The 21,862-nt window shown below is 69.4% G+C and carries 19 protein-coding genes; 6 read left to right on the forward strand and 13 right to left on the reverse strand.

Features of this window, described 5'->3' with window-relative positions; genetic code table 11:
- Nucleotides 1-27: 27 nt before the first annotated feature.
- The 6 genes from K4L06_RS18910 to K4L06_RS18935 all read right to left on the reverse strand — a co-directional run bounded on the left by K4L06_RS18910 (nucleotide 28) and on the right by K4L06_RS18935 (nucleotide 7,391).
- Nucleotides 28-3,036: a TonB-dependent receptor gene (locus K4L06_RS18910; protein ID WP_255595258.1), complete on the reverse strand. Its 3,009-nt coding sequence runs from the start codon at nucleotides 3,034-3,036 to the stop codon at nucleotides 28-30.
- A 127-nt stretch (nucleotides 3,037-3,163) separates the two neighbouring features.
- Nucleotides 3,164-4,204: a LacI family DNA-binding transcriptional regulator gene (locus tag K4L06_RS18915; protein ID WP_343225784.1), complete on the reverse strand. Its 1,041-nt coding sequence runs from the start codon at nucleotides 4,202-4,204 to the stop codon at nucleotides 3,164-3,166.
- 191 nt (nucleotides 4,205-4,395) lie between these two features.
- Nucleotides 4,396-4,692, reverse strand: coding sequence for a BolA family protein (locus tag K4L06_RS18920; protein WP_343225785.1), 297 nt, complete (start codon nucleotides 4,690-4,692; stop codon nucleotides 4,396-4,398).
- Entirely contained in the window at nucleotides 4,689-4,988 is a 300-nt protein-coding gene (locus K4L06_RS18925) for a YciI family protein (protein ID WP_221672870.1), read from the reverse strand. Before K4L06_RS18925 ends, K4L06_RS18920 begins: the two co-directional genes overlap by 4 nt.
- Before the next feature lie 435 nt (nucleotides 4,989-5,423).
- Complete coding sequence (locus tag K4L06_RS18930) at nucleotides 5,424-6,737, reverse strand: peptidoglycan-binding protein (RefSeq protein WP_221672871.1); 1,314 nt, start codon at nucleotides 6,735-6,737, stop codon at nucleotides 5,424-5,426.
- A gap of 69 nt (nucleotides 6,738-6,806) precedes the next feature.
- Nucleotides 6,807-7,391 (reverse strand): hypothetical protein, encoded by a 585-nt coding sequence (locus K4L06_RS18935; RefSeq protein ID WP_221672872.1) that lies wholly within the window; start codon nucleotides 7,389-7,391, stop codon nucleotides 6,807-6,809.
- Nucleotides 7,392-7,891: 500 nt separating this feature from the next.
- Here K4L06_RS18935 and K4L06_RS18940 point away from each other — a divergent pair, with 500 nt between their 5' ends.
- From K4L06_RS18940 to K4L06_RS18955, 4 genes are all read left to right on the forward strand, one after another.
- The gene (locus K4L06_RS18940) at nucleotides 7,892-8,800 is read left to right on the forward strand and encodes a ScpA family protein (RefSeq protein WP_255595260.1); all 909 of its coding nucleotides are present in this window, start codon (nucleotides 7,892-7,894) and stop codon (nucleotides 8,798-8,800) included.
- Nucleotides 8,801-8,891: 91 nt separating this feature from the next.
- A complete protein-coding gene (gene scpB / locus K4L06_RS18945; protein WP_221672874.1) occupies nucleotides 8,892-9,827 on the forward strand; it encodes an SMC-Scp complex subunit ScpB in 936 nt (311 codons plus the stop codon).
- Complete coding sequence (locus K4L06_RS18950; protein ID WP_221672875.1) at nucleotides 9,824-11,506, forward strand: pseudouridine synthase; 1,683 nt, start codon at nucleotides 9,824-9,826, stop codon at nucleotides 11,504-11,506. The genes scpB and K4L06_RS18950 overlap by 4 nt, the downstream gene beginning before the upstream one ends.
- Nucleotides 11,507-12,034: 528 nt before the next feature.
- The gene (locus K4L06_RS18955) at nucleotides 12,035-13,147 is read left to right on the forward strand and encodes a ricin-type beta-trefoil lectin domain protein (protein ID WP_221672876.1); all 1,113 of its coding nucleotides are present in this window, start codon (nucleotides 12,035-12,037) and stop codon (nucleotides 13,145-13,147) included.
- Between the two features lie 151 nt (nucleotides 13,148-13,298).
- Here K4L06_RS18955 and K4L06_RS18960 read toward each other — a convergent pair whose 3' ends face one another.
- A complete protein-coding gene (locus K4L06_RS18960) occupies nucleotides 13,299-13,766 on the reverse strand; it encodes a nuclear transport factor 2 family protein (RefSeq protein WP_221672877.1) in 468 nt (155 codons plus the stop codon).
- A 112-nt stretch (nucleotides 13,767-13,878) separates the two neighbouring features.
- Here K4L06_RS18960 and K4L06_RS18965 point away from each other — a divergent pair, with 112 nt between their 5' ends.
- Together K4L06_RS18965 and K4L06_RS18970 are read left to right on the forward strand one after the other, a co-directional pair.
- The gene (locus K4L06_RS18965; protein WP_221672878.1) at nucleotides 13,879-14,463 is read left to right on the forward strand and encodes a TetR/AcrR family transcriptional regulator; all 585 of its coding nucleotides are present in this window, start codon (nucleotides 13,879-13,881) and stop codon (nucleotides 14,461-14,463) included.
- A gap of 90 nt (nucleotides 14,464-14,553) precedes the next feature.
- Nucleotides 14,554-15,714, forward strand: coding sequence for an NAD(P)/FAD-dependent oxidoreductase (locus K4L06_RS18970; protein ID WP_221672879.1), 1,161 nt, complete (start codon nucleotides 14,554-14,556; stop codon nucleotides 15,712-15,714).
- Nucleotides 15,715-16,086: 372 nt separating this feature from the next.
- Here the strand turns inward: K4L06_RS18970 and K4L06_RS18975 are convergent, their stop codons facing one another.
- The 6 genes from K4L06_RS18975 to K4L06_RS19000 all read right to left on the reverse strand — a co-directional run bounded on the left by K4L06_RS18975 (nucleotide 16,087) and on the right by K4L06_RS19000 (nucleotide 21,859).
- The gene (locus tag K4L06_RS18975; RefSeq protein WP_221672880.1) at nucleotides 16,087-16,884 is read right to left on the reverse strand and encodes an amidohydrolase; all 798 of its coding nucleotides are present in this window, start codon (nucleotides 16,882-16,884) and stop codon (nucleotides 16,087-16,089) included.
- A gap of 341 nt (nucleotides 16,885-17,225) precedes the next feature.
- On the reverse strand, nucleotides 17,226-18,905 hold the full coding sequence (locus K4L06_RS18980; RefSeq protein ID WP_343225786.1) for a type IV secretory system conjugative DNA transfer family protein: 1,680 nt from the start codon (nucleotides 18,903-18,905) through the stop codon (nucleotides 17,226-17,228).
- A gap of 39 nt (nucleotides 18,906-18,944) precedes the next feature.
- A complete protein-coding gene (locus K4L06_RS18985) occupies nucleotides 18,945-19,223 on the reverse strand; it encodes a hypothetical protein (RefSeq protein WP_221672881.1) in 279 nt (92 codons plus the stop codon).
- 44 nt (nucleotides 19,224-19,267) lie between these two features.
- A complete protein-coding gene (locus tag K4L06_RS18990; protein WP_221672882.1) occupies nucleotides 19,268-19,804 on the reverse strand; it encodes an XVIPCD domain-containing protein in 537 nt (178 codons plus the stop codon).
- Nucleotides 19,805-20,219: 415 nt separating this feature from the next.
- Nucleotides 20,220-21,362 carry an XVIPCD domain-containing protein gene (locus K4L06_RS18995; protein ID WP_221672883.1) on the reverse strand — a complete coding sequence of 381 codons (1,143 nt, stop codon included), beginning with the start codon at nucleotides 21,360-21,362 and terminating at the stop codon, nucleotides 20,220-20,222.
- Nucleotides 21,363-21,394: 32 nt separating this feature from the next.
- Nucleotides 21,395-21,859 (reverse strand): hypothetical protein, encoded by a 465-nt coding sequence (locus tag K4L06_RS19000; protein WP_221672884.1) that lies wholly within the window; start codon nucleotides 21,857-21,859, stop codon nucleotides 21,395-21,397.
- Nucleotides 21,860-21,862: the final 3 nt, after the last annotated feature.

A 21,862-nucleotide genomic window follows, 5' to 3' on the forward strand; every position in this document is an offset into this window, starting at 1 on the left:
CCGCGATCGCGGCCGGCGCGCGCGGCGTTACCAGCTGAAGCCCATCGACAGCTTGAACATGCGCGTCGGCAGGATGATGCCGTCCTGGTGCTCGCCGAACTTGGCGTTCGGCGCGCCCAGGCGCCCGGCATAGGTTTCGTACTGGTTGTAGTTGCGCTCGTTGGTGACGTTGAGCAGGTCGCCGCGGATGCGGAACTTGATCCCGGCGCCGGTATCGAACTCCTTGCTCACCGCCAGGTCGAGCTGCTTGAAGCCGATCGTGTCGTCGGGCTTGAACTGGTCGGTGAAGCACTGGCCGTCGTTGCCGGCCGGCGCCTGCGAGCAATTGACGAAGTAGTAGCCGGTCGGGCTGGCCACGGTCAGCTTGCCCGAGAACGTCAGCCCCCACGGACCGTCGTAGATGCCGGTGGCGACCAGGCGATGGCGCGGCACGCCCTTGGCGTCGTGCCAGCCGAAGCCGGCCAGGCTGGGATGGTCGAGCGAGAACGACTCGCCGTTCTCGCGATTCTCCTCGGCGTCGGTCAGCGTATAGGCCACGGTCACGCCCCAGCCCGACTCGCGGGTGTAGGGCTTGTCGATCTTGACCAGCAGCGAATTGGCGCGGGTCTCGATGCCGTTGACGCCGAGGATCAGCGCGCGGCCGAAGCCCGGGATGCCGTTGCCGAACGGTGCGCCCCACTGCGCGCCCGGCGGATAGAACGAACCGTCGGGACGGCGGTTGCCGAGCAGGAAGGCGAAGCCGTCCTTGCTGACGATGCGCGACAGGCCGACGTCGGTCTGCCATTCGGTCTCGCCGATGGTCAGCGCGTTGCGCATGCCGATGCTGAACTGATCCGAGTACGGGGTCTTCAGATCGTTGTTGAGCAGGAACACCTCGCGGCCGTTGTTCGGATCCGCCGCGACCAGGGCTTCCAGCGCCGCGCGGTCGAAGTAGCGCGGATCGAAGGCCAGGCAGTCGCCGACGCCCGGGGTGCAGGCGTGGCCGGGCTGGTTGAAGCGGAACGAATAGGTCGGGAAGGTGCCCTTGGTGGTTTCCAGCTGCAGGTTGTTGAAGATGTTGCGGTCGTAGGCGCGGCCGGCGCCGCCGTAGATCACGTGGCGCTGGTCGGCGTTGAGATCGTAGGAGAAGCCCAGGCGCGGCTGGAACGCGTCCTTGAAGTTGCTGCGCTCGCGGCCGGTACTGATGTAGTCGTTGAGATCGATGCCGCCCCGAGCCAGAGTCTGGCGATAGCTTTGCCCGGCCGGCGCGCGCGGGTCCTGGCTGTTGAGCGCGGCGACCACGTCGGCCGGGGTGCGGTAGTCGGTGTAGACGTCGCTGGTCTCGTAATCCCAGCGGATGCCGAGGTTCAGGGTCAGCTTGTCGTTGACCTCCCAGTCGTCCTGGATGTAGATGCCGAACTGCTTGTTGCGCGACTCGACGCTGCCGTCGGCGATCCCCGGCAGGCCGGCGCCGAAGCGGACCAGGTAGGGCGCGCCCAGGTCGCGGTCGATGTCGTAGAAGAACTGCGGGTTGTAGGGGATCTGCTCGGCGGCGCTGATGTCGATGCGCTTGTACTTCAGCCCCATCTTGACCGTGTGGTAGCCGTGCCACTGCAGGTCGGTCAGGGTCAGGTCGTCCTGGAACGAATAGCCCTTCTGCGCCTTGTTCTGGAAATTCTCGCCGGGGCCGGCGTTGAGCACGCGCTTGCCGCCGTTGGAATCGACGTCGGCGCGGGTCAGCACGTAGCCGTTGCCGAAGGCGTTGGCGCGCGGGTTGTAGCTGGCGTCCTCGTAGGTCAGGTGGGCGTCGTTGATCCAGCCCTGGCCGGTGTACTGGTAGCGCAGATCCAGGCGCTTGTCGCTATTGTCCTTGGCGGTGCCGAACGGCACGGTGTTGATGCCGTCGACGCCGGTGATCTCGGTCTCGTCGCGGTACTTGCCGGTCAGTTCGAAATAGTGGTTCTCGCCGAGCAGCCAGTCGATCTTGGCGAAGTACAGGTCTTCCTTGAACGGCGCGTTGACGCCGCCGACCAGCGACTGGAACTGCGCCGGCAGCTGGGCCACGCCGACGCCCTCGCCGGGCTTGATCGTGAACGGCGTGTTGTATTCCTTGGCCTCGTAGGCGACGAAGAAGTGCGCGCGGTCGCGCAGGATCGGGCCGCTGAAGGAAACGCCGTACTGCTCTTCCTTGGAGTCGGTCTTGCGCCCGGCCTTTTCTTCGGCCGGGGTCGGCGAGCGCCACTTCTCGGCGGTGTAGTCCCAGAAGAAGTCGCCGTGGAATTCGTTGCCGCCCGAGCGCGTCACCGCGGTGATCGCGGCGCTGCTGAGCTGGTCGAACTCGGCCTTGTAGTTGGAGGTGATGACCTTGTATTCGCCGATCGCCGACTGCGGGAACGGGTTGCCGCGGGTGTCGTCCTGGCCGCCGACGCCGCCGGGCAGGACGTAGTTCTTCTGGCCGACGCCGTCGATGTAGACGTTGACCCCGTTGGAGCTCTGCGCGCCGCTGCGGATCGAGGTCGAGCCGTTGCCGGACTGGACGAACTGCACGCCCGGCACGGTGTCGGCGAAGGCGAGGAAGTTGCGCGTGCCCTGCGGCAGCGATTCGATCTGCTTGGTGCTGATGTAGGTCGCGTTCTCCGAGGTGCGCACCTCGGCCAGCGCTTCGCTGGTCACGGTGACCTTGTCCAGCTCGGTTGCCTCGCCAGCCGGCGCGGTCTCGGCGACGCCGCCGGTGGAGACGTTGAGCGTGGCCGACTGGCCGACCGCGACGGTGACGTTGCGCGAATTGGTCTTGCCGCCCGCGTCCACGTCGATGCGATAAGTGCCCGGCGGCAGGCCGGCCAGGGTGTAGTTGCCGTCGGCGCTGGTCTGCACCTTGCGGCTCAGGCCGCTGGCCAGGTTGGTCGCGGTGACGTTGGCGTTGGCGGCCGGGCCGGCGTCGCCGCTGACCACGCCGCGGATGGTCGCAGCGGTGCTTTGCGCCAGCGCGGCCGGCGCGGCCATCGCCAGGCAGCCGGCCAGGGCGCAGGCCAACAGGCTGCGGCCGGGTCTTTGCATCGGGTTACGCGGGGTCGTTGGGTTCATATGCTTTCCTCCCTCCAAGGAGCACGTACAGCAAGTCGTTGCGGTGGAGCGGCGTTTGTGTAATCGCTTACAGCCGCAGCCAAATTTTTTTCCGCGCGGATCAGCCGTCGCCCCCTCGACGCATGCCCGATTCGCGAACGATCAGTTCCGGCTGCAGCAGTTGCGTTTGCCGCGGTTCGTCGGTGGTTGGCGCCGCGTCCTGCGGCGCCGGGTCGGCGGTGAGCTTGCTCAACAACAGGCGCGCCGCCCGCGCGCCCAATTCGGCGATATTGACCCGCATGGTCGTGAGCGTCGGGTGCACATAGCGGGCCAAGGGAATGTCGTCGAAGCCGGCCACGGCGACGTCGTCGGGCACCTTCAGTCCGGCTTGCGCGAACGCGAACAAGCAGCCCAAGGCCATCATGTCGTTGGCCGCGAACACCGCATCGGGGCGTTGCGGCGCCGCCAGCAGCGCCTGTCCGGCGCGATGGCCGGAGGCTTCGTCGAACTCGCCCGGCAGCACCCATTCGGCGGCCTTGGGCAGGCGCCGCGCCAGCGCTTCGCGATAGCCGCGCAGTCGCTCGTGGGCGTCGTAGTTGGCTTCGGGGCCGGCGATGAAAGCGATCCGGCGGTGGCCGCAGTCGATCAGGTAGTCGACCATCGCCTGGGCGCCGCCGTAGTTGTCGATGCTCAGCGACATCGGCCCCGGCACGGCGTCCTGCGAATTGATCAGCACCACCGGCAGCGCGCTGTCGAGTTCCTCGGCGACGGTGGTCTGCGCCTGCGCGTACGGCGACATCACCAGCAGGCCGTCGACCCGTCCGCGCATCGCGCGCAAGGCCGCGACCTGCTCTTCCGGGCAGCCGTGGTAGCTGGACACCAGCAGGTGCAGGCGGTGTTCGCGCGCGATCTGGTCGACGCCGCGCACCAGTTCGGAGAAGAATTCGCCGTGCAGGTCCGGCAGGACCACGCCCAGGGTCTGGGTACGCCGGCTGCTGAGGCTGCGCGCCGCGGCGTGCGGCGTGTAGCGCAGATCGCGGGCCACGGCGAGCACGCGCCGGCGCACCTCTTCGGCGACGTTGCCGTGGCCGTTCAAGGTACGCGACACGGTCGCTACCGACACCTGCGCCGCGCGGGCGACGTCTTTGATCGTCACGCTCACCACGTTCCTGGACCGCCCCTCTCGCGGTGGGAAAGTGGGCCGACTGTAAACGTTTTCAGCCACGAGTGTAAAGCGCGCGTTAGCCGCGCCCTTCCGGGGCCATTATGCTGCGTCGCGGCAAAACCGTCGACGCTTCGATGCGGCCGATGATCGAAACCGCGCAGCGCGGCGCAGCGGCGCGGCGTGCGCGATCAGCGCGAGGCTTCGGCGGGCGTGCGCGCGCTGATCGCCAGCGCGTGGATATCGGTGTTCATCAACTCGCCGACCGCGGCATAGACCGCGCGATGGCGCGCGATCGGGCTGAGGCCGGCGAAGGCCTCGCTGACCACCGCGACGCGGAAGTGGCCGCGCCCGTCCTGGGCGCCGGCGTGGCCGGCATGGCGGTGGCTTTCGTCCTCGATCTCCAGCGCCTGCGGCGCTAGCGCGGCCTCGATCGCGGCGCGGATCGCGGCGACGCGCTGCTCGCGCGGCAAGGGGCCGGCGCTCACGGCAGCACCTTGCGGAACGGCCGCACCTCGACCCGCGCGTAGACGCCGGCCTCCACGTACGGATCCGCGTCGGCCCAGGCGCGCGCCGCCTGCAACGATTCGAACTCGGCCACGATCAGGCTGCCGCTGAAACCGGCCGGGCCCGGATCTTCGGCGTCGATCGCCGGGCACGGCCCGGCCAGCAGCAGGCGGCCCTGGTCGCGCAGCGCTTCCAGCCGCGCCAGATGCGCCGGGCGCGCAGGACCGCGCTTGGGCAGCGCATCGGCGACGTCGTAACCCTCGATCAGATACCACATGGCGACCAGCGACCTCGTAAGCGGGCAAGGCCCGCATTCTAACGGCGCCGCGCGCGCGACCGGCGGTGCCGGATGCGGCGCGTCGATGCCCTGCCCTCATCCGCCCCTGCGGGGCACCTTCTCCCGCAAGCGGGAGAAGGGAGGCACCAGCCCTCTTCCGCTCGCCCAGAAAAGACGCAACCTCGCACCAACCCCTCTCCCGCTCGCGCGCCCCTCTCCCGCTTGCGGGGTGAGGGGCTGCGCTTGCCAGCCACTGGCTCGCGCGGCACCGAATGCCCGAACGCCGTGCGTTCGGGCCGGGATGGGGTTGGGGTGAGGGCCGCGGCCCCTTCCGCGCTCCACCTGCCGCCGTCTCGCCGCCTTTCTCCCGACCCCAAACGACACGGCCCGCATCGTCGCCGATGCGGGCCGCGCTTCACGCCGGGTGCGACGAACTCAGGCGGTCATCGGCCGCTGCGCCTGCGCCTGGCTCGGCTGGGCAGCCTGCGGCGCCATCGCCGGCACGTCCTGCTGCAGCTTCTGGGTCGACTGCTCGACGGTCTGCTGCACCGCCTGATCGCGGTCGGCGAAGGCGCGGCGGTGGCCGGGGTCGGTCGGCTCGCCCTGGACCGCGAACAGGCCGGTGCCGCTGGCGTTGGGCACGACGTGGTCGATCCGGTTCATGCCGCTGACCCGCGCGTCGTAGGTCAGCGTGGCCGCGGCGCGCTCCAGGTCCTGGTGATTGCGGAACCCGCCGAGCTTCTCCAGGCCGGTCACCGCTTGCCGATACATGGCGTTGTCGGGGTGGTTGGCGTCCGACAGCAGCGGCGAGCGCGCCGGGTCGGCCGAACGCGCCGGCGCATCGGCGCGCTGGGCGTTGCGCAAGGCGTTGAAGGTGTCGCGGCCGACGATGCCATCGTCTTCCAGGCCGTGCGCGCGCTGGAAGGCCTGCACGGCCTCCTTGGTGCGCTGGCCGAACTTGCCGTCGGCGGTCAGGGCGTGGCCGGCCGCATCGCGGAAGCCGAGCTGGTTGAGGCGGTCTTGCAGGTTCTGCACGTCCGGACCGCGTTCGTCCTTGCGCAGCACGCCGTCGGCCATCGCCTCCGGGCGCGGCTGCGAGCCGTTGCCGCCCGGGCTGTGCACGCTGCGGCCGTTGCCGGACACGTCGCTGACCCGGGCCGGGCCGGTCAGGTTGTCCTGCGCCGGCGGGCGCCGGTCGGTGGTGATCGCGCCGCTGTCCAGGTCGCGCACGTAGCGCTCCATCTGCGGCAGGTAGCTGGTGTTGATGTCGATGTGGACGTGCTTGCCGAACGCGCTGGGATTGCCGTTGTTGAAGCCGCCCTGGATGCCGACCGACTGGCCGTACTCGATCCGGTCGCCGGCCTGCAGGTGGGTGTTGCGCAGGTCCAGGTGACGGTACTGGGCGATCATCTCGCGGTTCGGATCGCTGGCCGGACGGTCGTAGATCTGGACGATGCCGTCGCTGGGGTCGATCCGGCCGATGTAGCCGCTGGCGACCGCGGGCACGGCCACCGAACTGGAGCCGCCGGCCTGCAGGACCAGGTCCTTGGACACGTAGTAGTCGCCGTCGCGCGAGACGGTCGGGGTGCCGCGGTAGTTGCCGAGCAGCTCTTCGCGCTCGCCGTTGACCGTGCCGTAGACGCGGCCGCGTTCGTTGCCGCGGCTGGGGTGATGGCGCTCGAGGTCTTCGTAATCGTGGACGTGTTCCACATTACGGCCGACCGATTCGACGATCGAATATTTGGGCATCGTAACTTCTCCTTGTCGTTGGTGGTTCCGGGCTTCCGCTGTCGTTGCCGGCGACAGCGGCGGCAGGCGTCAGCGCAGCTGTTGGCTCAGCTGCCAGCACCCTTGTTCGAACGTGAATACATAGGCTTCCGGCGCCCCCTTGGTGCTGGCGACGTCGTCGTCCGGGGTGAATTCGGCGCGGACGAAATCGACCCGCATGCGGTCGCCGTCGAGCTTGCGCCGGCTGTCGATGCGTTCGAGCTGGCCGGGGTCTTTGCCCGGCTCGTCGTAGACCCACTGGCTGTCGACCAGGGCGATCCGGAACGGATCGGCCTGTTCGCGCGGCACGCTGCGGCCGGGCTTGGCCGGATCGCGCAGGTCGCGGAGCTCGAGCTGGGCGGCGGTATAGCCGGCGCGCACCGCCGGGTCCTGGACGTAGCGTTCGAAGAAGGCGCCGAAGCCGTCTTCGCTGCGCTGGCAGGCTTCGGCCGGCAGCGCGGGACGCGCGGCGGGCGCCGCGGCCGGGGCGGTCGCCGGAGCGGCCGGGGTGGTGTCCGCCGCGGGTGCGGCGGCTGCCGTCGCGGGCGCGGAGGCTTGCGGGGCCGCGGCCCGATCGCAGGCGGCCAGGCCCAACGCCGCGGCCAGCGCCAGGGCGAGCGTGGTGGCTTCCTTCATCTCAATACCAGTCCGTAGGTTGTTCCCCGTGGCACAGTCTAATCGCAGTGCGGCATGCGCGGGAAACCCCGGCCCGCCTGGGCCGGCGCCGCCGGTCCGTGGCGGCGGCGTTCAGGCCGGACGCTGGACAGTGCCGGCCCCAGCCCTTACCCTAACTGTCAATTGCCCCAGGCCAGCTGCAGCGGCCCGTCGCGACCGGCCCCACCCCGTCGCCACGTTCAGCACCCGTACTCCCACGCACACCATCGGTGCGCCGGTACGCCGTGCCAAGCTGCAGTGCACCGGCCGGCGCCCGCAACCTCCTCCGCCTGAGACCGTCGCCCCGCGCGCCGGCAGGCCGGGACCGTTCGGGCCAAAGCACACGACTTTTGAGTGGCCCGTAGCACCCGTAGGGAACCCGATCCGGTCTTCGCACGACCCCGGGCGGCGTCCCGATGCGGCCCTGCGCCGCAAGCCTCGTCGCAACTGCAGTGCCCACGGCCCGGAGGGGCCGGCCTCGAATGACCAACGATTCCGCGCCCGCCGCGACCGAACCCACGCCAGCGCCGACGCCGCCGCAGCAGCAGGAAATGCCGCTGGCGGTGGTCCACGGCCAGCCGGTTCTGCAGATCCCGCAGGATCTGTATATCCCGCCGGACGCGCTGGAGGTCATCCTGGAGGCCTTCGAGGGCCCGCTCGACCTGTTGCTGTACCTGATCCGCCGGCAGAACCTGGACATCCTCGACATTCCGGTGGCGGACATCACCCGCCAGTACGTCGACTACATCCAGGCCATGCACGAGATGCGCTTCGAGCTGGCCGCCGACTATCTGGTCATGGCCGCGATGCTGGCCGAGATCAAGTCGCGCATGCTGCTGCCGCGCGCGCCCAACGAGGAAGGCCTGGAGGAGGACCCGCGCGCCGAACTGGTGCGCCGCCTGCAGGAGTACGAGCGGTTCAAGAAGGCGGCCGAGGACATCGACACCCTGCCCCGCCAGGACCGCGACACCGCGCCGGTGCAGGCCTTCGTGCCGGACCGGGCCGCGGTCAAGCTGCCGCCGCCGGTGGAGCTGCGCGAGATGCTGCTGGCCCTGCACGACGTGTTCAAGCGTGCCGAGCTGTACACCCAGCACGCGATCAAGCGCGACGCGCTGAGCGTGCGCCAGCGCATGGGCGAGCTGCTCACCCGCATGTCCGACGGCGTGTTCCATCGCTTCGAGACCTTGTTCACGGCCGAAGAGGGCCGGCTCGGGGTGGTGGTCACCTTCCTCGGCCTGCTGACCCTGGCCAAGGAACAATTGATCGAGATCGTCCAGGACGGGCCGCTGGCGCCGATCTACGTCAAGTCGCTGGCGCTGATGACCGACCCGGCGGAAATCGAACTCAGCAGCGAGTTCGACGACGCCGCCAACGACGAACAGGCGCCATGACCGCATCCGCGCCGACGCCCTCGGCTTCGACTTAAAGGCTTTATCGCTTTATCGCTTTCCCGATTCCCCATTCCCGACTTCCCCGGCCCGCATGGACCAACTTCTAGTCACCCGCATCGTCGAAGCCGCCCTGCTCGCGGCCAACCAGCCGTTGACGCTGGCGCAACTGCATGCGCTGTTTCCGGAAGACCAGCCGCCGCCGCCGGACAGCGTCGAGACCGCGCTGCAGACCCTGCGCGAAGGCTGCGCCGAACGCGGCGTGGAACTGGTCGAGGTCGCCTCCGGCTTCCGCTTCCAGGTCCAGGCCGACGTGCACGCCTGGGTCGCCCGGCTGTGGACCGAACGCCAGACCCGCTACACCCGCGCCACCCTGGAAACCCTGGCCCTGATCGCCTACCGCCAGCCGATCACCCGCGGCGAGATCGAACAGGTGCGCGGGGTCGCGGTCAGCAGCAACATCATCAAGGCGCTGGAAGAGCGCGAGTGGATCCGCGTCGTCGGCCACCGCGACGTGCCCGGCAAGCCGGCCCTGTTCGGCACCACCAAGGCCTTCCTCGACTATTTCGGCCTCAAGCGCCTGGACGACCTGCCGCCGCTGTCCGAACTCAAGGACATCGGCGAGCTCGAACCGCAGCTGCCGCTCGACGGCGCGCCGATCGCCGCCGGCGGCATCGCCACCGGCGACGGCGAAGCCGGCGCTGAGGGCGCCACCGGCGTCGGCGAGGCCGCCAACCAGGACCAGGCCGACAGCGACGACGACGCGGCCGCCGAAGACGACGCCGAAGCGGCGCCCGCGGCCGAAGCCGGCGAAACCGGCGCAGAACCCGAGCACGAAGCCGAAGGCGACTCCGCCGAGGCCACGCAAGACCCCGAACACACCGTCCTGTCGGACGACCCCGAAGCCGCGCCGGGCGAGCGCGCGGCGGACGCGAACGATCACGAGCAAGACCAACACGCCGTCGAGACGACGACCGTTCCGGAACTTGAGGCCGAGTCCGAAGACGACCGGCCGGAGCAAGAGAAATGACTGAAGAAACCCGCCGCAAGCTGTCCCTCAAGCGCGGCACCGACACCGTCGCCAGCGAAGCGCCGCGACTGGAAGAACGCCTGCACAAGGTGCTGGCTCAAGCGGGCCTGGGCTCGCGCCGCGCGCTCGAGCAGCGCATCGCCGACGGCCTGGTCAAGGTCAACGGCGAAGTCGCCCAGATCGGCGTCAGCATCAAGAGCGGCGACAAGGTCGAGCTGGACGGCCGCGGCTTCGTCGCCAGCGCGCTGACCGAGGCCTCGCGCGTGCTGATGTACAACAAGCCCGAAGGCGAAGTCACCACCCGCGAAGACCCCGAAGGCCGGCCGACCATCTTCGATTCGCTGCCCGCGCTCAAGGGCGCGCGCTGGATCGCGATCGGCCGCCTCGACATCAACACCACCGGTCTGCTGCTGCTGACCACCGACGGCGAACTCGCCAATGCGCTGATGCATCCCTCCTTCGAGGTCGAGCGCGAGTACGTCTGCCGGGTGCGCGCGCCGGAAGGCCAGGAAACGGTGCCGGACAACCTGGTCGACCGCCTCGCCCGCGGCGTGGCCCTCGACGACGGCCCGGCCAAGTTCGACGAGATCGAACGCATCGGCGGCAGCGATTCGCACGACTGGTTCCGGGTCGTGGTCAAGGAAGGCCGCAACCGCGAAGTGCGCCGGCTGTGGGAGTCGCAGGGCTGCCAGGTCAGCCGCCTCAAGCGCATCCGCTACGGCAAGGTCGCGCTGCCGCGCGAACTGCTGCGCGGCCACTCGCAGGAACTGGCGGCCGACAAGGTCGAAACCCTGCGCACCCAGCTCGGCCTGGAAGACGGCGCCCCGTCGGCGCTGACCCTGCAGCCGGTGATCGGCCAGCGCAAGGCGACCAAGTCGACCGTGCACCTGTCCGGCGGCGAGCGTTCGCACGGCTACGTCGGCGGCCACAACACCGCCGACGAGGGCCGCGAACTACGCCGCTTCGACCACGTGCGCGAAGACCGCGGCGGCCGCGGCGGCCCGCGCAAGCACGGCGGCCTGACGGTCAGCGGCGAAGCCGCGGCCAAGCAGTCGCACAAGCCGTTCAAGCAGCGCAAGGAAAAGGGTCCCAAGCCGCTGCCGGACGGCAACCCCGCCGCGTTCCGCACCTGGTACGTGCCGGAAGGCGTGGAAACCGGCCCCAGCGGTCACCGTAATCCCGACGGCCGCGGCAAGAAGCCTTATGGCGCCAAGGCCGGTGGCGGTGGCGGTGGCGGTGGTGGTCGCGGCCGCTCGGCCGGCGGCGCGGGCGGCTTCGGCGGCGAGCGCAGCGGCGGTCCCTACGGCGAACGCCGTGGCGGCGGCGGTGGCGGTGCCGGCGGCGAACGTCGCGGTGGCGGTGCTGGCGGCGGCGGTGGTTTCGGCGGCGAACGCCGCAGCGGCGGCGGTGGCGGCGCGGGCCAATCCCAGCGCAGCGCGCGTCCCTACGGTCACCCGGGCAACGCCCCGACCTCCTTCCCCTCCGACCACGCCAATCCGGGCGGTTTCAACCCTTACGGCGAACGCCCGCGCAGCAACGCGCGTCCGGGCGGCGGCAAGCCGGGCGGGCGCCCCGGCGGCGCCGGACGTCCCGGCAATGCCGCACGTCCGCAGGGCCCGCGGCCCGGCGGCCCGCGCGGCGGCGGCCGTCCCGGCGGCGGACGCGGCCCGCGCGGCTGAGTCCGTACCGGTCGATCACTACACGGGGCGCTAAGGCGCCCCGTGTCGTTTCTGCGCCTGCCTTGCGCTGTGCATTGCAGAAGCAGCGTCAACCGCGATAGCCACAGCGGTGTACGCGAGAGCGCACTACCCGGAAATCGAACTGCTCTGCAGCCGAACCGCTCCGAAAGCGAACCGATCCGAAAGCGAATGCGCTCAGCGCTTTCGTTTTCGACTCAACGCCCGGAATTCGGATGTTCCGCTTTCGAACGTCGCTTCGGTTGGTCGCGGCTCACGCCGCTCCTACAGGGGCGGCGTTTCGCGCAGTTCGGCGTGCGGCATCGCGGCAAACCGGCGCGGCGAAACTTTCACCCGCGGCTTGCGCCGTGCCGCAGGCCCCGTCGTTGCTCGACGCGCGATTTTCATGCCTGAGCACACATTGACGTCCGCCGGATCGGCCTGCGCGTAATCGGCGCGCGTCGCCGCGGCGGCAACAACGATGTCGCCGCCGCGGACCGCGCACCCGACCCGCACCGACCGGAGGAATCCATGCGCATCGCGAAATGGCTGTTGCTGTTGTTCTGCCTGGGATCGCACTCGACCGCCGGCGCGATCGTCGCCGGCGGCATGGTCGCGATCGACCGCACCTGGCCGGCGACCGCGTCGGGCTATGCCGATCGCGACATCTATCTGGCCGTCACCCAGGAGCCCGGCAACAGCGGCTACACCTACTGGGCGCACCAGTTCTACTTCAAGAACGGCGACGGCGGCTACATCGGTCTGCAGCAGCGCGCCGGCAGCGAGAAAGCGCTGAATTTCTCGATCTGGAAGGCCACCGGCTGGACCGCCGAGCCCGATGCGCAATGCGGCTATTTCGATCACGAAGGCAGCGGCGTGCAATGCTGGATCCCCTACGCCTGGGCCCAGGGCCGCAAGTACAAGCTGCGCCTGGTCAACGAATCGCAGGCGCGCTGGGCGGCCTACGTCACCGACACCGCCAGCGGCGCCAGCCGTAAGGTCGCGACCATCCAGGTGCCGACCGCCTGGGGCGGGCTCAACGAAACCACGGTCGAATTCTTGGAGAACTACGCCCAGGGCAGCGATCAATACGCCAGTTGCGCCCAGGTGCCGGCGACCAGCGCGGTGTTCTTCCGTCCGGCCTCGGCCAACGGCAGTGTCGCACCGACCTCCAGCACGTCGAAGAACTACGGCAACTGCGCCGCGATCGCGCGCTCGGCCTGCACCGATCAGCAGGACTGCATCGCCGCCGACAACAAGTACGGCACGCTCGGCTCGCCCAAGGTGCTGCTCAACACCTATAGCGGCCTGTGCCTGGACACCCTCGCCGGCGGCAACCGCGCCGGCCTGTGGAGCTGCGCCAGCAACAACGCCAACCAGTCGATGGAACGCGACGACGGTTTCCGCCTGTTGATGCGCAACCGCAGCCAGTGCCTGCAGGCCGCCGGCAACGGCGAAGTCGGCCTGGCCGCCTGCGACAACACTTCCGCGCAGCGTTGGATGCCGATGCCGGGCAGCGATGGCTTGTACAACGTCGGCAGCGGCACCTGCCTGGACCCGCTCGACAATGCCGCCCAGGGCGCCTACTTGCGCGTGTACGACTGCCTGGGCAACGGCTACCAGCGCTGGAAGCTCAATCCCTGAGCCCCTGGATGCAGCGCCTTCGCGGCGCTGCATCGCTTCGCCGGGTTTCGTCTCCAGGACAGGCCGCCGCGATTCGTCGCGGCGGCGTCGGAGGCCGTTCGGGATGTCGGTTCGGAAGCCGAGCCGCGGCGCGAGGTCGGCTCGCGTCCGCTTACAGGCCCAGTTCGCTGAGTCCCGGGTGCGCGTCCGGCCGGCGCCCCTGCGGCCAATCGAACAGGCGTTCGTCGGCGGCGATCGGACGGTCGTTGATGCTGGCCACCCGCACCGCCATCAATCCGTCGTCGCCGAACTCCCAGTTCTCGTTGCCGTAGCTGCGGTACCACTGCCCGGCATCGTCGCGCCATTCGTAGGCGAAACGCACCGCGATGCGATGGCCCTCGAAAGCCCACAACTCCTTGATCAGCCGGTACTCCAGTTCGCGGTCCCACTTGCGGCGCAGGAACGCCACCGCGGCCTCGCGCCCCTGCAGGAACTCGGCGCGATTGCGCCAGCGCGTATCGACGCTGTAGGCCTGGCCGATCCGCTCGGGATCGCGCGAGTTCCAGGCATCCTCGGCCAGACGGACTTTTTCGATCGCGCTTTCGCGGCTGAACGGCGGCAACGGGGGGCGAGTGTTCACAGCAAGCTCCAGGCATGTAGACAGAATTGTCTACATGGGCAATCTAGATCATGTAGGACGATCTGTCTACATCAACTGGCGCAACGTGGACCGGTCGGTCTACCATGCGTCCATGAGCCGTACTTCCGCCCCCGACACCGCCGCCCTGCCGGCGCGCGAACGCATCCTGCGCACCGCCCACGATCTGTTCTACCTGGAAGGCATCCGCGCCACCGGCATCGACCGGGTGATCGCCGAATCCGGCGTCACCAAGGTCACCCTGTACCGGCATTTTCCGAGCAAGAACGAACTGATCCTGGCGTTCCTGAACTATCGCCACGAACGCTGGATGAGCTGGTTCGACGCCGCGTTGCAGCGTCACGGCCAGGCCCATCCCGGCACGCAAGCGCTGGTGCCGGCCTTGGCCGAATGGTTCGCCCATCCGCACTACCGCGGTTGCGCCTTCATCAACGCGGTGGCCGAAATCGGCCCTGCCCTGCCCGAGGCCGTGGTCTGCGCGCAACAGCACAAGCAGGCCCTGGCCGAACGCATCGCCGCCTTGCTGCCGGCGGACGCGCCGCAGCGCGAGCTGCGCGCACGCGCGCTGGCTCAGGCGGTCGACGGCGCGATCGTGCGCGCGGCCAGCGGGCCGGATCCAGTGCCCGCTTTGGACGCGCTGGCGTTCTCGGTTCGAGCGCTTAGCCCGTCACAGCCCTGAACGGCCGGGTCAGCGACTTCACACTGACGCCATCGAGTCTTCGCCGGCGCGGTCCAGACTGGTCCCGCACTCCCCCTGCGAGACCCGGTCATGAATCACGATTCCCGTTCCTACGACTGCGACCTGGTCGTGGTCGGCGCCAGCTTCGCCGGCGCCGCCTGCGCCCTCGCCGCCGCGCGCGCCGGCCTGCGCGTGGTCGTGCTCGAACGCAAGCGCGACCCGGGCGAAAAACTGCGCACCACCGGCATCGTGGTCAAGGAAGCCGCGGAACAGACCTGGCTCAGCCGCGCCCCGGCCGGCTGTCTGCACCGGGTCGAACGGGTGCGCCTGTATTCGCCCAAGCTGCGCAGCATGGCGCTGAGCGCGCCCGGCTATTACTTCCTCACCACCGACACGCCGCGGCTGATGCGCTGGCTGGCCCAGGACCTGGTCCGGCACGGCGTCGATCTGCGCCTGGGCGCCTCCTTCACCCAGGCCGAGCGCGACGGCGAGGGCTGGCTGATCGAAGGCGTGGGCCGCGCCCGCTTCCTGGTCGGCGCCGACGGCGCCAAGTCGCGCGTCGCCGAACGCACCGGCCTGGGCCGCACCCACGAGTTCCTGTACGGGATCGAGTACGAGTTCCCCGGCGCCAGCCTGCCCGAATCCGGCGCCCTGCACTGCTTCGTCAGCAAGCGCTATGCGCCGGGCTACATCGGCTGGGTCGCGCAGAACCCGACCGGCGTGCAGGCCGGCCTGGCGCTGCGTCACGACCCCGAGCATGCGCGGGTGCCGGATATCGACGGTTTTCTGCAGCGGGTGCGCGACGTGGTCGGACTCGATCCGGCGATCGCGCCGACCGCGACCCGCGCCGGCCTGATCCCCTGCGGCGGCCCGGTGTTTCCGCTGGCGCGCGACGGGGTGATGCTGACCGGCGACGCCGCCGGCATCGTCTCGCCGGTCACCGCCGGCGGCATCCACTCGGCCTGGGCGCACGGCGAAACCCTCGGCCAGGCCATCGCCCTGCACGCGTTGGGCCAGGGCCCGGCGCCGGAAACCATCGCCCGCGACGCCGCCCCGCGCTTCCGCCGCAAGCGCGCGCTGCGCTGGGCTTTCGACCATTTCCAGTTCGACTGGCCGTTCGATCTGCTGCTGCACTCCACGCCGCTGCGCTGGGCCGCCGAACAGGTGTATTTCCACAAGCGCGGGTTGCGCGGCGCAGACGCGCCGGACAGCAACGGCGAATTGGACCGCAGTTGGCCGCGCGGCGGCTGAGCGTCGTGTTCGAACGGCCCTGCCGCGGCTGGGGGCTGCGGGTTGCGGCGCGGTCCCGGGTCGCGGCTCACGCCGCTCCTACAGGGGCTGCTGCTTTTGTAGGAGCGGCGTCAGCCGCGACCATGGGACGCGCAGAAACCGCAGCCACGGCGCTACCTATCGAAGCCGCCCACCCCACCCAGGGTAGGAGCGACGCAAGTCGCGACCGCGGGAGTGCAGATCGCTGCGCGGCCGCGTGCGGTTCGATGTCGCGACTTGCGTCGCTCCTACCCCAAAGCGTGAGGCGGGTTCTTGTAGGAGCAGCGTCCCACAGGGATTTCCTCCGGTCATCAGCCGCGACAGGGACGCGCAGAAACCGACGCCGCTTCGGCCTCAGACCAGCTCGAACCGGTCCCCGTCCAGCATCGCCGGGAAGCGCTCGCGGTGCGCGGCCAGTTCCGCCGCCTGCAGAGTGGTCGTGACCACCACTTCCTCGTCGGTGCATTCGCTGACCGGATGGCCGAGGAAATCGATCACCGCGCTGTCGCCGGAGTAATGCAGGCCGTTGCCGTCGGTGCCGACCCGGTTCAGGCCAGCGACGTAGCACAGGTTCTCGATCGCCCGCGCGCGCAGCAGGGTCTTCCACGGATAGGCCCGCGCCGACGGCCAGTTGGCGACGTACAGCAGCAGGTCGTAGTCCAGCGCGCCGGGGCGCTCGACGTCGTAGCGGTTGCGCGAGAACACCGGGAAGCGCAGGTCGTAACAGACCATCGGGCAGATCCGCCAGCCCTTCCACTCCACGCTCAGGCGTTCGCGGCCCGCGGCGTAGCGCTCGTGCTCCTTGGCGTAGCGGAACAGATGGCGCTTGTCGTAGGTCGACAAGGCCCCGTCCGGGGTCGCGAACAGCAGGCGGTTGAACACCCCCGCGTCGGTACGCAACTGCACGCTGCCGGTGACTGCCGCATCGAGCCGGGCCGCCTGCTCGCGGATCCAGCTCACGGTCGGTCCGTCCATGGTCTCGGCGTTGCCGATGGCGTCGTTGCTGAAACCGCTGGTGAAGGTCTCCGGCAACACCACCAGGTCGCTGAGGCCGCGCAACGAACCGATCAGATGGCCGTAGTACTCGCGGTTGCCGGCCGGGTCGTGCCAATGGGTGGCGCCTTGCACCAGGGATACGCGCAGATCGTTCATGCGGAAGCGAACGCCGTGTGGGGATGGCCCCATTATGGCCCGGGAGGACGCCCGATGGCGTACGCCCTCCCTGCAGGAACGGCGTAGGCCGCGACCCATCCAAGCAACGCCCGCGAGCACCCTCGGCCGATGCCCGCTGCAACGAAAGCTGCCTGGCCAATCGGGACGATTCGAAGCTTCGGACACGGTCGCGGTGTTTCGCCGCTTCGGTCGTCGCGGCTCACGGCCGGAGGAAATCCCTGTGGGACGCCGCTCCTACGCTTCGGGTATCGCCAGGACGGAAACGAAAACGCCGCCGGTCTCCCGGCGGCGTCCAATCGCGTCCGGCGATGCCGGCCGGCTCAACCGACCTTGATGTCGAGCACCGGCACGACCGCCTTGGGCAGCAGGCGCTGGGTGAACAGCTTGTCCTGGTAGTACTTGATCTTGTCGCACTTCACCGGGTGCGGGATGCCCTCGTACAGGAACACCTCGGAGTCGAAGCCCATCGCCTTGAGTTCCTGCGGCAGCATCAGCGCGCGGCGCTCTTCCGACTCGCTGCGCGAGACTTCCTTGCCGCGAGTGACGTTGGTCTTGCGCACGGTGGTGTAGCCGAGCATTTCGGAGTAATCGTTGGCGTCCTGCTGCTCGCGCGGCGCGTAGATGATCTGCAGCGCGTGGTTGGTGATGATGGTGCGCGAGACGTCCTTGCCGTAGGTCGCGTCCAGCTGCGACATGCTCTGGATGATCGGCAGCAGGCGGATGTTGTAGCCGGCCATGTACGACACCGCCGAGGCGATGATGTCGACCTTGCCGATCGAGGTGAACTCGTCCATCAGCAGCAGGCACTGATGCTTGAGTTCGGGGTTGTTCTGCGGCAACTCGCGGGTGTTGAGGTTGATGATCTGGCTGAAGAACAAGTTCACGATCAAGCGGCTCTCGGCCAGCTTGTTCGGCTGGATGCCGACGTAGATCGTCATCTTCTTCTTGCGCAGGTCGGTCAGCAGGAAGTCGTCGGTCGCGGTGGCCGCGTCCAGGACCGGGTTGATCCAGGGGTTCAGCGGTTCCTTGAACGTGCCCAGGATCGAGGCGAAGGTCTCGTCGGCCTGCGACAGCATGTTGGCGAACGCCGATTTGGCGTTGCTGCTCAGGAACGGCCGCTCCGACAGGCCCTTCAGGAACGGCTTGAGCTCGCTCTTGCCGTCGCCGGAGGACAGCCGGTAGACCGCGCCCAGGGTCGGCGCGGTGGCGAACGGGAAGCCCACCTTCTGCGCGTCGTCGTAGGCCTCGAACAGGTACAAGGTGAAGGCCATGAAGGCGTTGCGCGCCTGGCTGACCCAGAACTTCTGGTCGTCCGAGCCGTCCGGATACAGCATCGCGGCGATGCTCATCAGGTCGGAGACGCGGAACGCCGGATCGTTGGAGACGTAGGTCAGCGGGTTCCAGCGATGGGTGCGGCGGTCTTCGGCGAAGGGGTTGAACAGGAAGATCTCCTGGCCCTGCTGCGAACGCCAGCCGCTGGTCAGGTCGAAGTTTTCCTGCTTGATGTCCAGCACCACCATCGAACCCTGGTAGTTCAGCAGGTTCGGAATGACGATGCCCACGCCCTTGCCCGAGCGGGTCGGCGCGGCCAGGATCACGAACTGCTGGCCGCTGAGCTGGACCAGCTGGCCGTTGAACTTGCCGACCACGATGCTGGTCGGGCTCGGCTTGAACATGCCCTTGGCCGCCAGGTCGCCGGCCTTGGCGAAGCGCGCGTCGCCGTGCATCGACTTCTTCTGCGGCTTCAGCATCAGCGCGACCAGCACCAGGTAGCCGATCAGCGGCGCGCCGTAGCCGATGAAGCCGCCGGCCTTGATCTTGCCCGCGTAAGGCTTGTACTGCGGCAGGTCCAGGACCTTGAGGTAATCGATATAGGTGCTCCACTTGAGCGCCGCGGTATCGATCTTCATCAACATCAGCGTCACGTATCCCGACAGATACGTCCCCGCGGCCAGTACGAGTACCAGTATCGCCAGGGCGAAAATTAGCTTCCCTTTCACGTAATGTTTCCTGCTTGGAATCCCCGAACCCGCTGTCGGTCAGCGTCGCCTCCGTCCGGGCCGCGCGCTGGGCGGCGCCGGCGGGCGCGATGCGGCCATGATATCCGGCGCAGGGGCTCCGCTGGAGGCCAGTTCGCGCTCCCATTGCTCCAGCCACAGCCGGGCGTCGCTGAGGGTCAGTTCCTGACGCAGTTTGAGCCCGGACGAGGACAGCACCGCATAGGCGTAGATGTCGTCCTCCTCGTAGTCGGAGTCGCGGGTCAGGGCCACAATCTGGTAGTGGCCGCGGGTCTGGATGTGGTGTCGGTACTCGTTCATTCGGCCTCCTGGCCTGCGCGCGCGGGGGCGCGTCCGGCGCGGTGTCAGTCGCGGTCCTTGAACAGACTGCGCATCGGCGAGGGCTCGCGGCGCTCCTCGCGGTTCTCGTCCTGGCGCTGGTCGCGGTCGCCGGGCTGGCGCTGCGCGTCGCGCTGCAGCTCCTGCAACTGGCGCTCGCGCTCCAACTGCACGAACTGCTGGGTGGTGCGTTCCATCGACTGGGCCGCGGCCTGGGCGGTGTCGACGTGGGCGATCCGCCGCCCCGGCGCGTCCGGCTCGCCCTCGATGGCGAAGCTGCGCGCGCCGTCGCGGCTCATGGCCACGTGGTCGACGCTGCGCAGACCGCCGGCGCGCGCTTCCAGGGCCAGCGCGGCGGCCAGGTTGTCGCGCTGCTCGGTCGGGAAGCTGCGCAGCGCGTCCTGCTTGTCCAAGCAGACCCGGACCTGGGCGAAGAAATCGTGGTGCGGGTGGCTGGGGCTGCTGAGCAGGTTGCGCTGCTCGGCCCGGCGCAGATCGTCGAGGGTTTGCGTGCCTGCGCCTTCCGGCACGGTCAGGCGCGGTTCCTGAGCGTTCGCGTTCATCGCCGAACCTCCGCTGGCTGGCGCCCGCGCTCGCCGTGGCGGACGCGGTCGATGAGGGGGTATCCCGCAGGCCGATGCTCGCGCAAGCGCCGCGGGGGTTCAAGCCGCCCGCGCCGCGCGACGGCCGGAGCCGGCGCGCGGCGGAACGTGGCAGCGACAGGCCCGACCTCCCTAGCGGTCGGACCTGCCCTGCCGCCTCCGCCCTCCCTGGCGGAGTCGACCTCCCTGTCGCGGACATCGCTTCCCTGGTCGACGCATTCCCTTGCGCCTGCGATGCCTGTCCCGAACCGGTCGCACGCCCGCCCTCCACCGGGATCACGGGCCTGCGGCCGAACCGAGCCTGGACGACCGCGGCGATGCGCCGCCGCGATCGGGTCCTGCGCCGGCGCCCCGTGCCGCGGGCGCCGGCCTCATTTCATGCGATCACCATCCGCGGCCCGCTGTGCTGGCGCGCTTCCAGGCTCTGCTGCGGATCGGCCTGGACCTGCGCCTGGGCCTGGGCCGGCGCGTCCTGCTGCAGGCGCTGGCTGGACTGTTCGACGCTCTGCGCCACGGCCTGGCCGCGGTCGGCGAAGACGCGGTGGTGGGCCGGGTCCTGCAGCCCGCCCTGGACCGCGAACAGGCCGCTGCCGTTGAGATTCGGCACCACGTGGTCGATCCGGTTCATGCCGGCCACGCGCGCCTCGTAGGTGAGCGTGCCGGCGGCGCGCTCGAGCTCCTCGCGGTTGCGCAGGCCGGCCTGCGGACCGAGCCGCTCCAGGCCGTCGACCGCCTGGCGGTACATGGCGTAATTCGGATGGGCCGGATTCGACAGCAGCGGCGCCGACTCGGCGCGGCCGAGCTGGGCCAGGGTGTTGCGTCCGGCGATGCCGTCGGCCTCGAGCCCGTGCGCGCGCTGGAAGGCCAGCAAGGCCTGGCGGGTGCGGTCGCCGAACTCGCCGTCGGCCTGCAAAGGCCGGCCCTGATCGTCGCGGAAACCGAGCCGGTTGAGGTTCTCCTGCAGCGCCAGCACCTGTTCGCCGCGCTCGCCGCGATGCAGCACGCCGTCGTCGCGCTGCGCGCTGCGGGCGTGGCCGCGGTCGTGATCGTGGCCGTCGTGGCCGTGATCGCGCGCGCCGACGCTCTGGCGCCGGTTCCAGAAATCTTCGGGGTTGAGGTTGCGCCCCTGCGCGTCCTTCATCTGGTAGTGCACGTGCTGGGCGTACTGATCGGCGCCGCGCGGGCCGCGCCCGCCCATGGTGCCGATCTCGGTGCCGGGCTCGACGTGCTGGCCGACCACCACCGACTGGCGGTCGGTGTGCAGCAACTGGTGCAGGTTGCCCTCGCCGTCGCGGATGCCGATCGTGCCGAAGCGGCCGCCGACGAACTCGACCGTGCCGGCGACCGGCGAGTGGATCCGCGGATGGGTCAGGTTCACCCCGCTCTGGCCGCCGACGTAATTGAAGTCGGAGCCGCCGTGCGGGCCGCCGTCGCGGTGCTCGCCGTAGTGGCCGGTGATGTGCGGCGAACGGCCCTGCTGCGGCGGCAGGATCGTGTTCATGGCGTCTTGGTAAGACATGGAAGTCCTCGGGGCAGGTTCGTTGGCGCCGGTCACAGCGAGTCGTCGCGCATGCGGTACAAGGTCCAGCAATCGCCCTTACGGAAGAAGTACGACAGCTGGTAGTCGGTGTCGGGCTTGGCCAGCATCACTTCCTTGTCGCCGTTCGACTCGCTCTGGCTCAACGCCAGTCCGTCCTGCTTTTGCCTGGCCGTGCTCGGCATCAGCGGGAACTCCAGTTTTTCGCCGTCGAGCAGCGCCGTCACCGGCTTGGGCTCCGGCATCGCGTCGGCATCCACGGTTTCGCTCTGCAGCGGGCGCTTGGTGAACGCCTTCTGCACCGCCGGGTCGTCCATGAACGCGACCAGGAAGGCATCGAAATCCTGCGACGGGCAAGCGACGCCGGCGCCCTGGGCGAGTGCCGGCTTGACCGCCGCCGGCTGGCTCTTGGACTCGACCTCGCAGCCGCCCAGGGCGAACAGCGCGGACAACAACAACACGGACTGGATGCGTTTCATCAC

Origin of the sequence: Lysobacter sp. BMK333-48F3 (assembly GCF_019733395.1) — a bacterium.
Taxonomy (GTDB): domain Bacteria; phylum Pseudomonadota; class Gammaproteobacteria; order Xanthomonadales; family Xanthomonadaceae; genus Lysobacter.

Bases quoted from the DNA above. Each gene is read 5' to 3' on its own strand.
- K4L06_RS18910 (WP_255595258.1), bottom strand. From the start codon at position 3,036: ATGCAAAGACCCGGCCGCAGCCTGTTGGCCTGCGCCCTGGCCGGCTGC.
- K4L06_RS18925 (WP_221672870.1), bottom strand. From the start codon at position 4,988: ATGTGGTATCTGATCGAGGGTTACGACGTCGCCGATGCGCTGCCCAAG.
- K4L06_RS18930 (WP_221672871.1), bottom strand. From the start codon at position 6,737: ATGCCCAAATATTCGATCGTCGAATCGGTCGGCCGTAATGTGGAACAC.
- K4L06_RS18935 (WP_221672872.1), bottom strand. From the start codon at position 7,391: ATGAAGGAAGCCACCACGCTCGCCCTGGCGCTGGCCGCGGCGTTGGGC.
- K4L06_RS18940 (WP_255595260.1), top strand. From the start codon at position 7,892: ATGACCAACGATTCCGCGCCCGCCGCGACCGAACCCACGCCAGCGCCG.
- scpB (WP_221672874.1), top strand. From the start codon at position 8,892: ATGGACCAACTTCTAGTCACCCGCATCGTCGAAGCCGCCCTGCTCGCG.
- K4L06_RS18950 (WP_221672875.1), top strand. From the start codon at position 9,824: ATGACTGAAGAAACCCGCCGCAAGCTGTCCCTCAAGCGCGGCACCGAC.
- K4L06_RS18955 (WP_221672876.1), top strand. From the start codon at position 12,035: ATGCGCATCGCGAAATGGCTGTTGCTGTTGTTCTGCCTGGGATCGCAC.
- K4L06_RS18965 (WP_221672878.1), top strand. From the start codon at position 13,879: ATGAGCCGTACTTCCGCCCCCGACACCGCCGCCCTGCCGGCGCGCGAA.
- K4L06_RS18970 (WP_221672879.1), top strand. From the start codon at position 14,554: ATGAATCACGATTCCCGTTCCTACGACTGCGACCTGGTCGTGGTCGGC.
- K4L06_RS18975 (WP_221672880.1), bottom strand. From the start codon at position 16,884: ATGAACGATCTGCGCGTATCCCTGGTGCAAGGCGCCACCCATTGGCAC.
- K4L06_RS18985 (WP_221672881.1), bottom strand. From the start codon at position 19,223: ATGAACGAGTACCGACACCACATCCAGACCCGCGGCCACTACCAGATT.
- K4L06_RS18990 (WP_221672882.1), bottom strand. From the start codon at position 19,804: ATGAACGCGAACGCTCAGGAACCGCGCCTGACCGTGCCGGAAGGCGCA.
- K4L06_RS18995 (WP_221672883.1), bottom strand. From the start codon at position 21,362: ATGTCTTACCAAGACGCCATGAACACGATCCTGCCGCCGCAGCAGGGC.
- K4L06_RS19000 (WP_221672884.1), bottom strand. From the start codon at position 21,859: ATGAAACGCATCCAGTCCGTGTTGTTGTTGTCCGCGCTGTTCGCCCTG.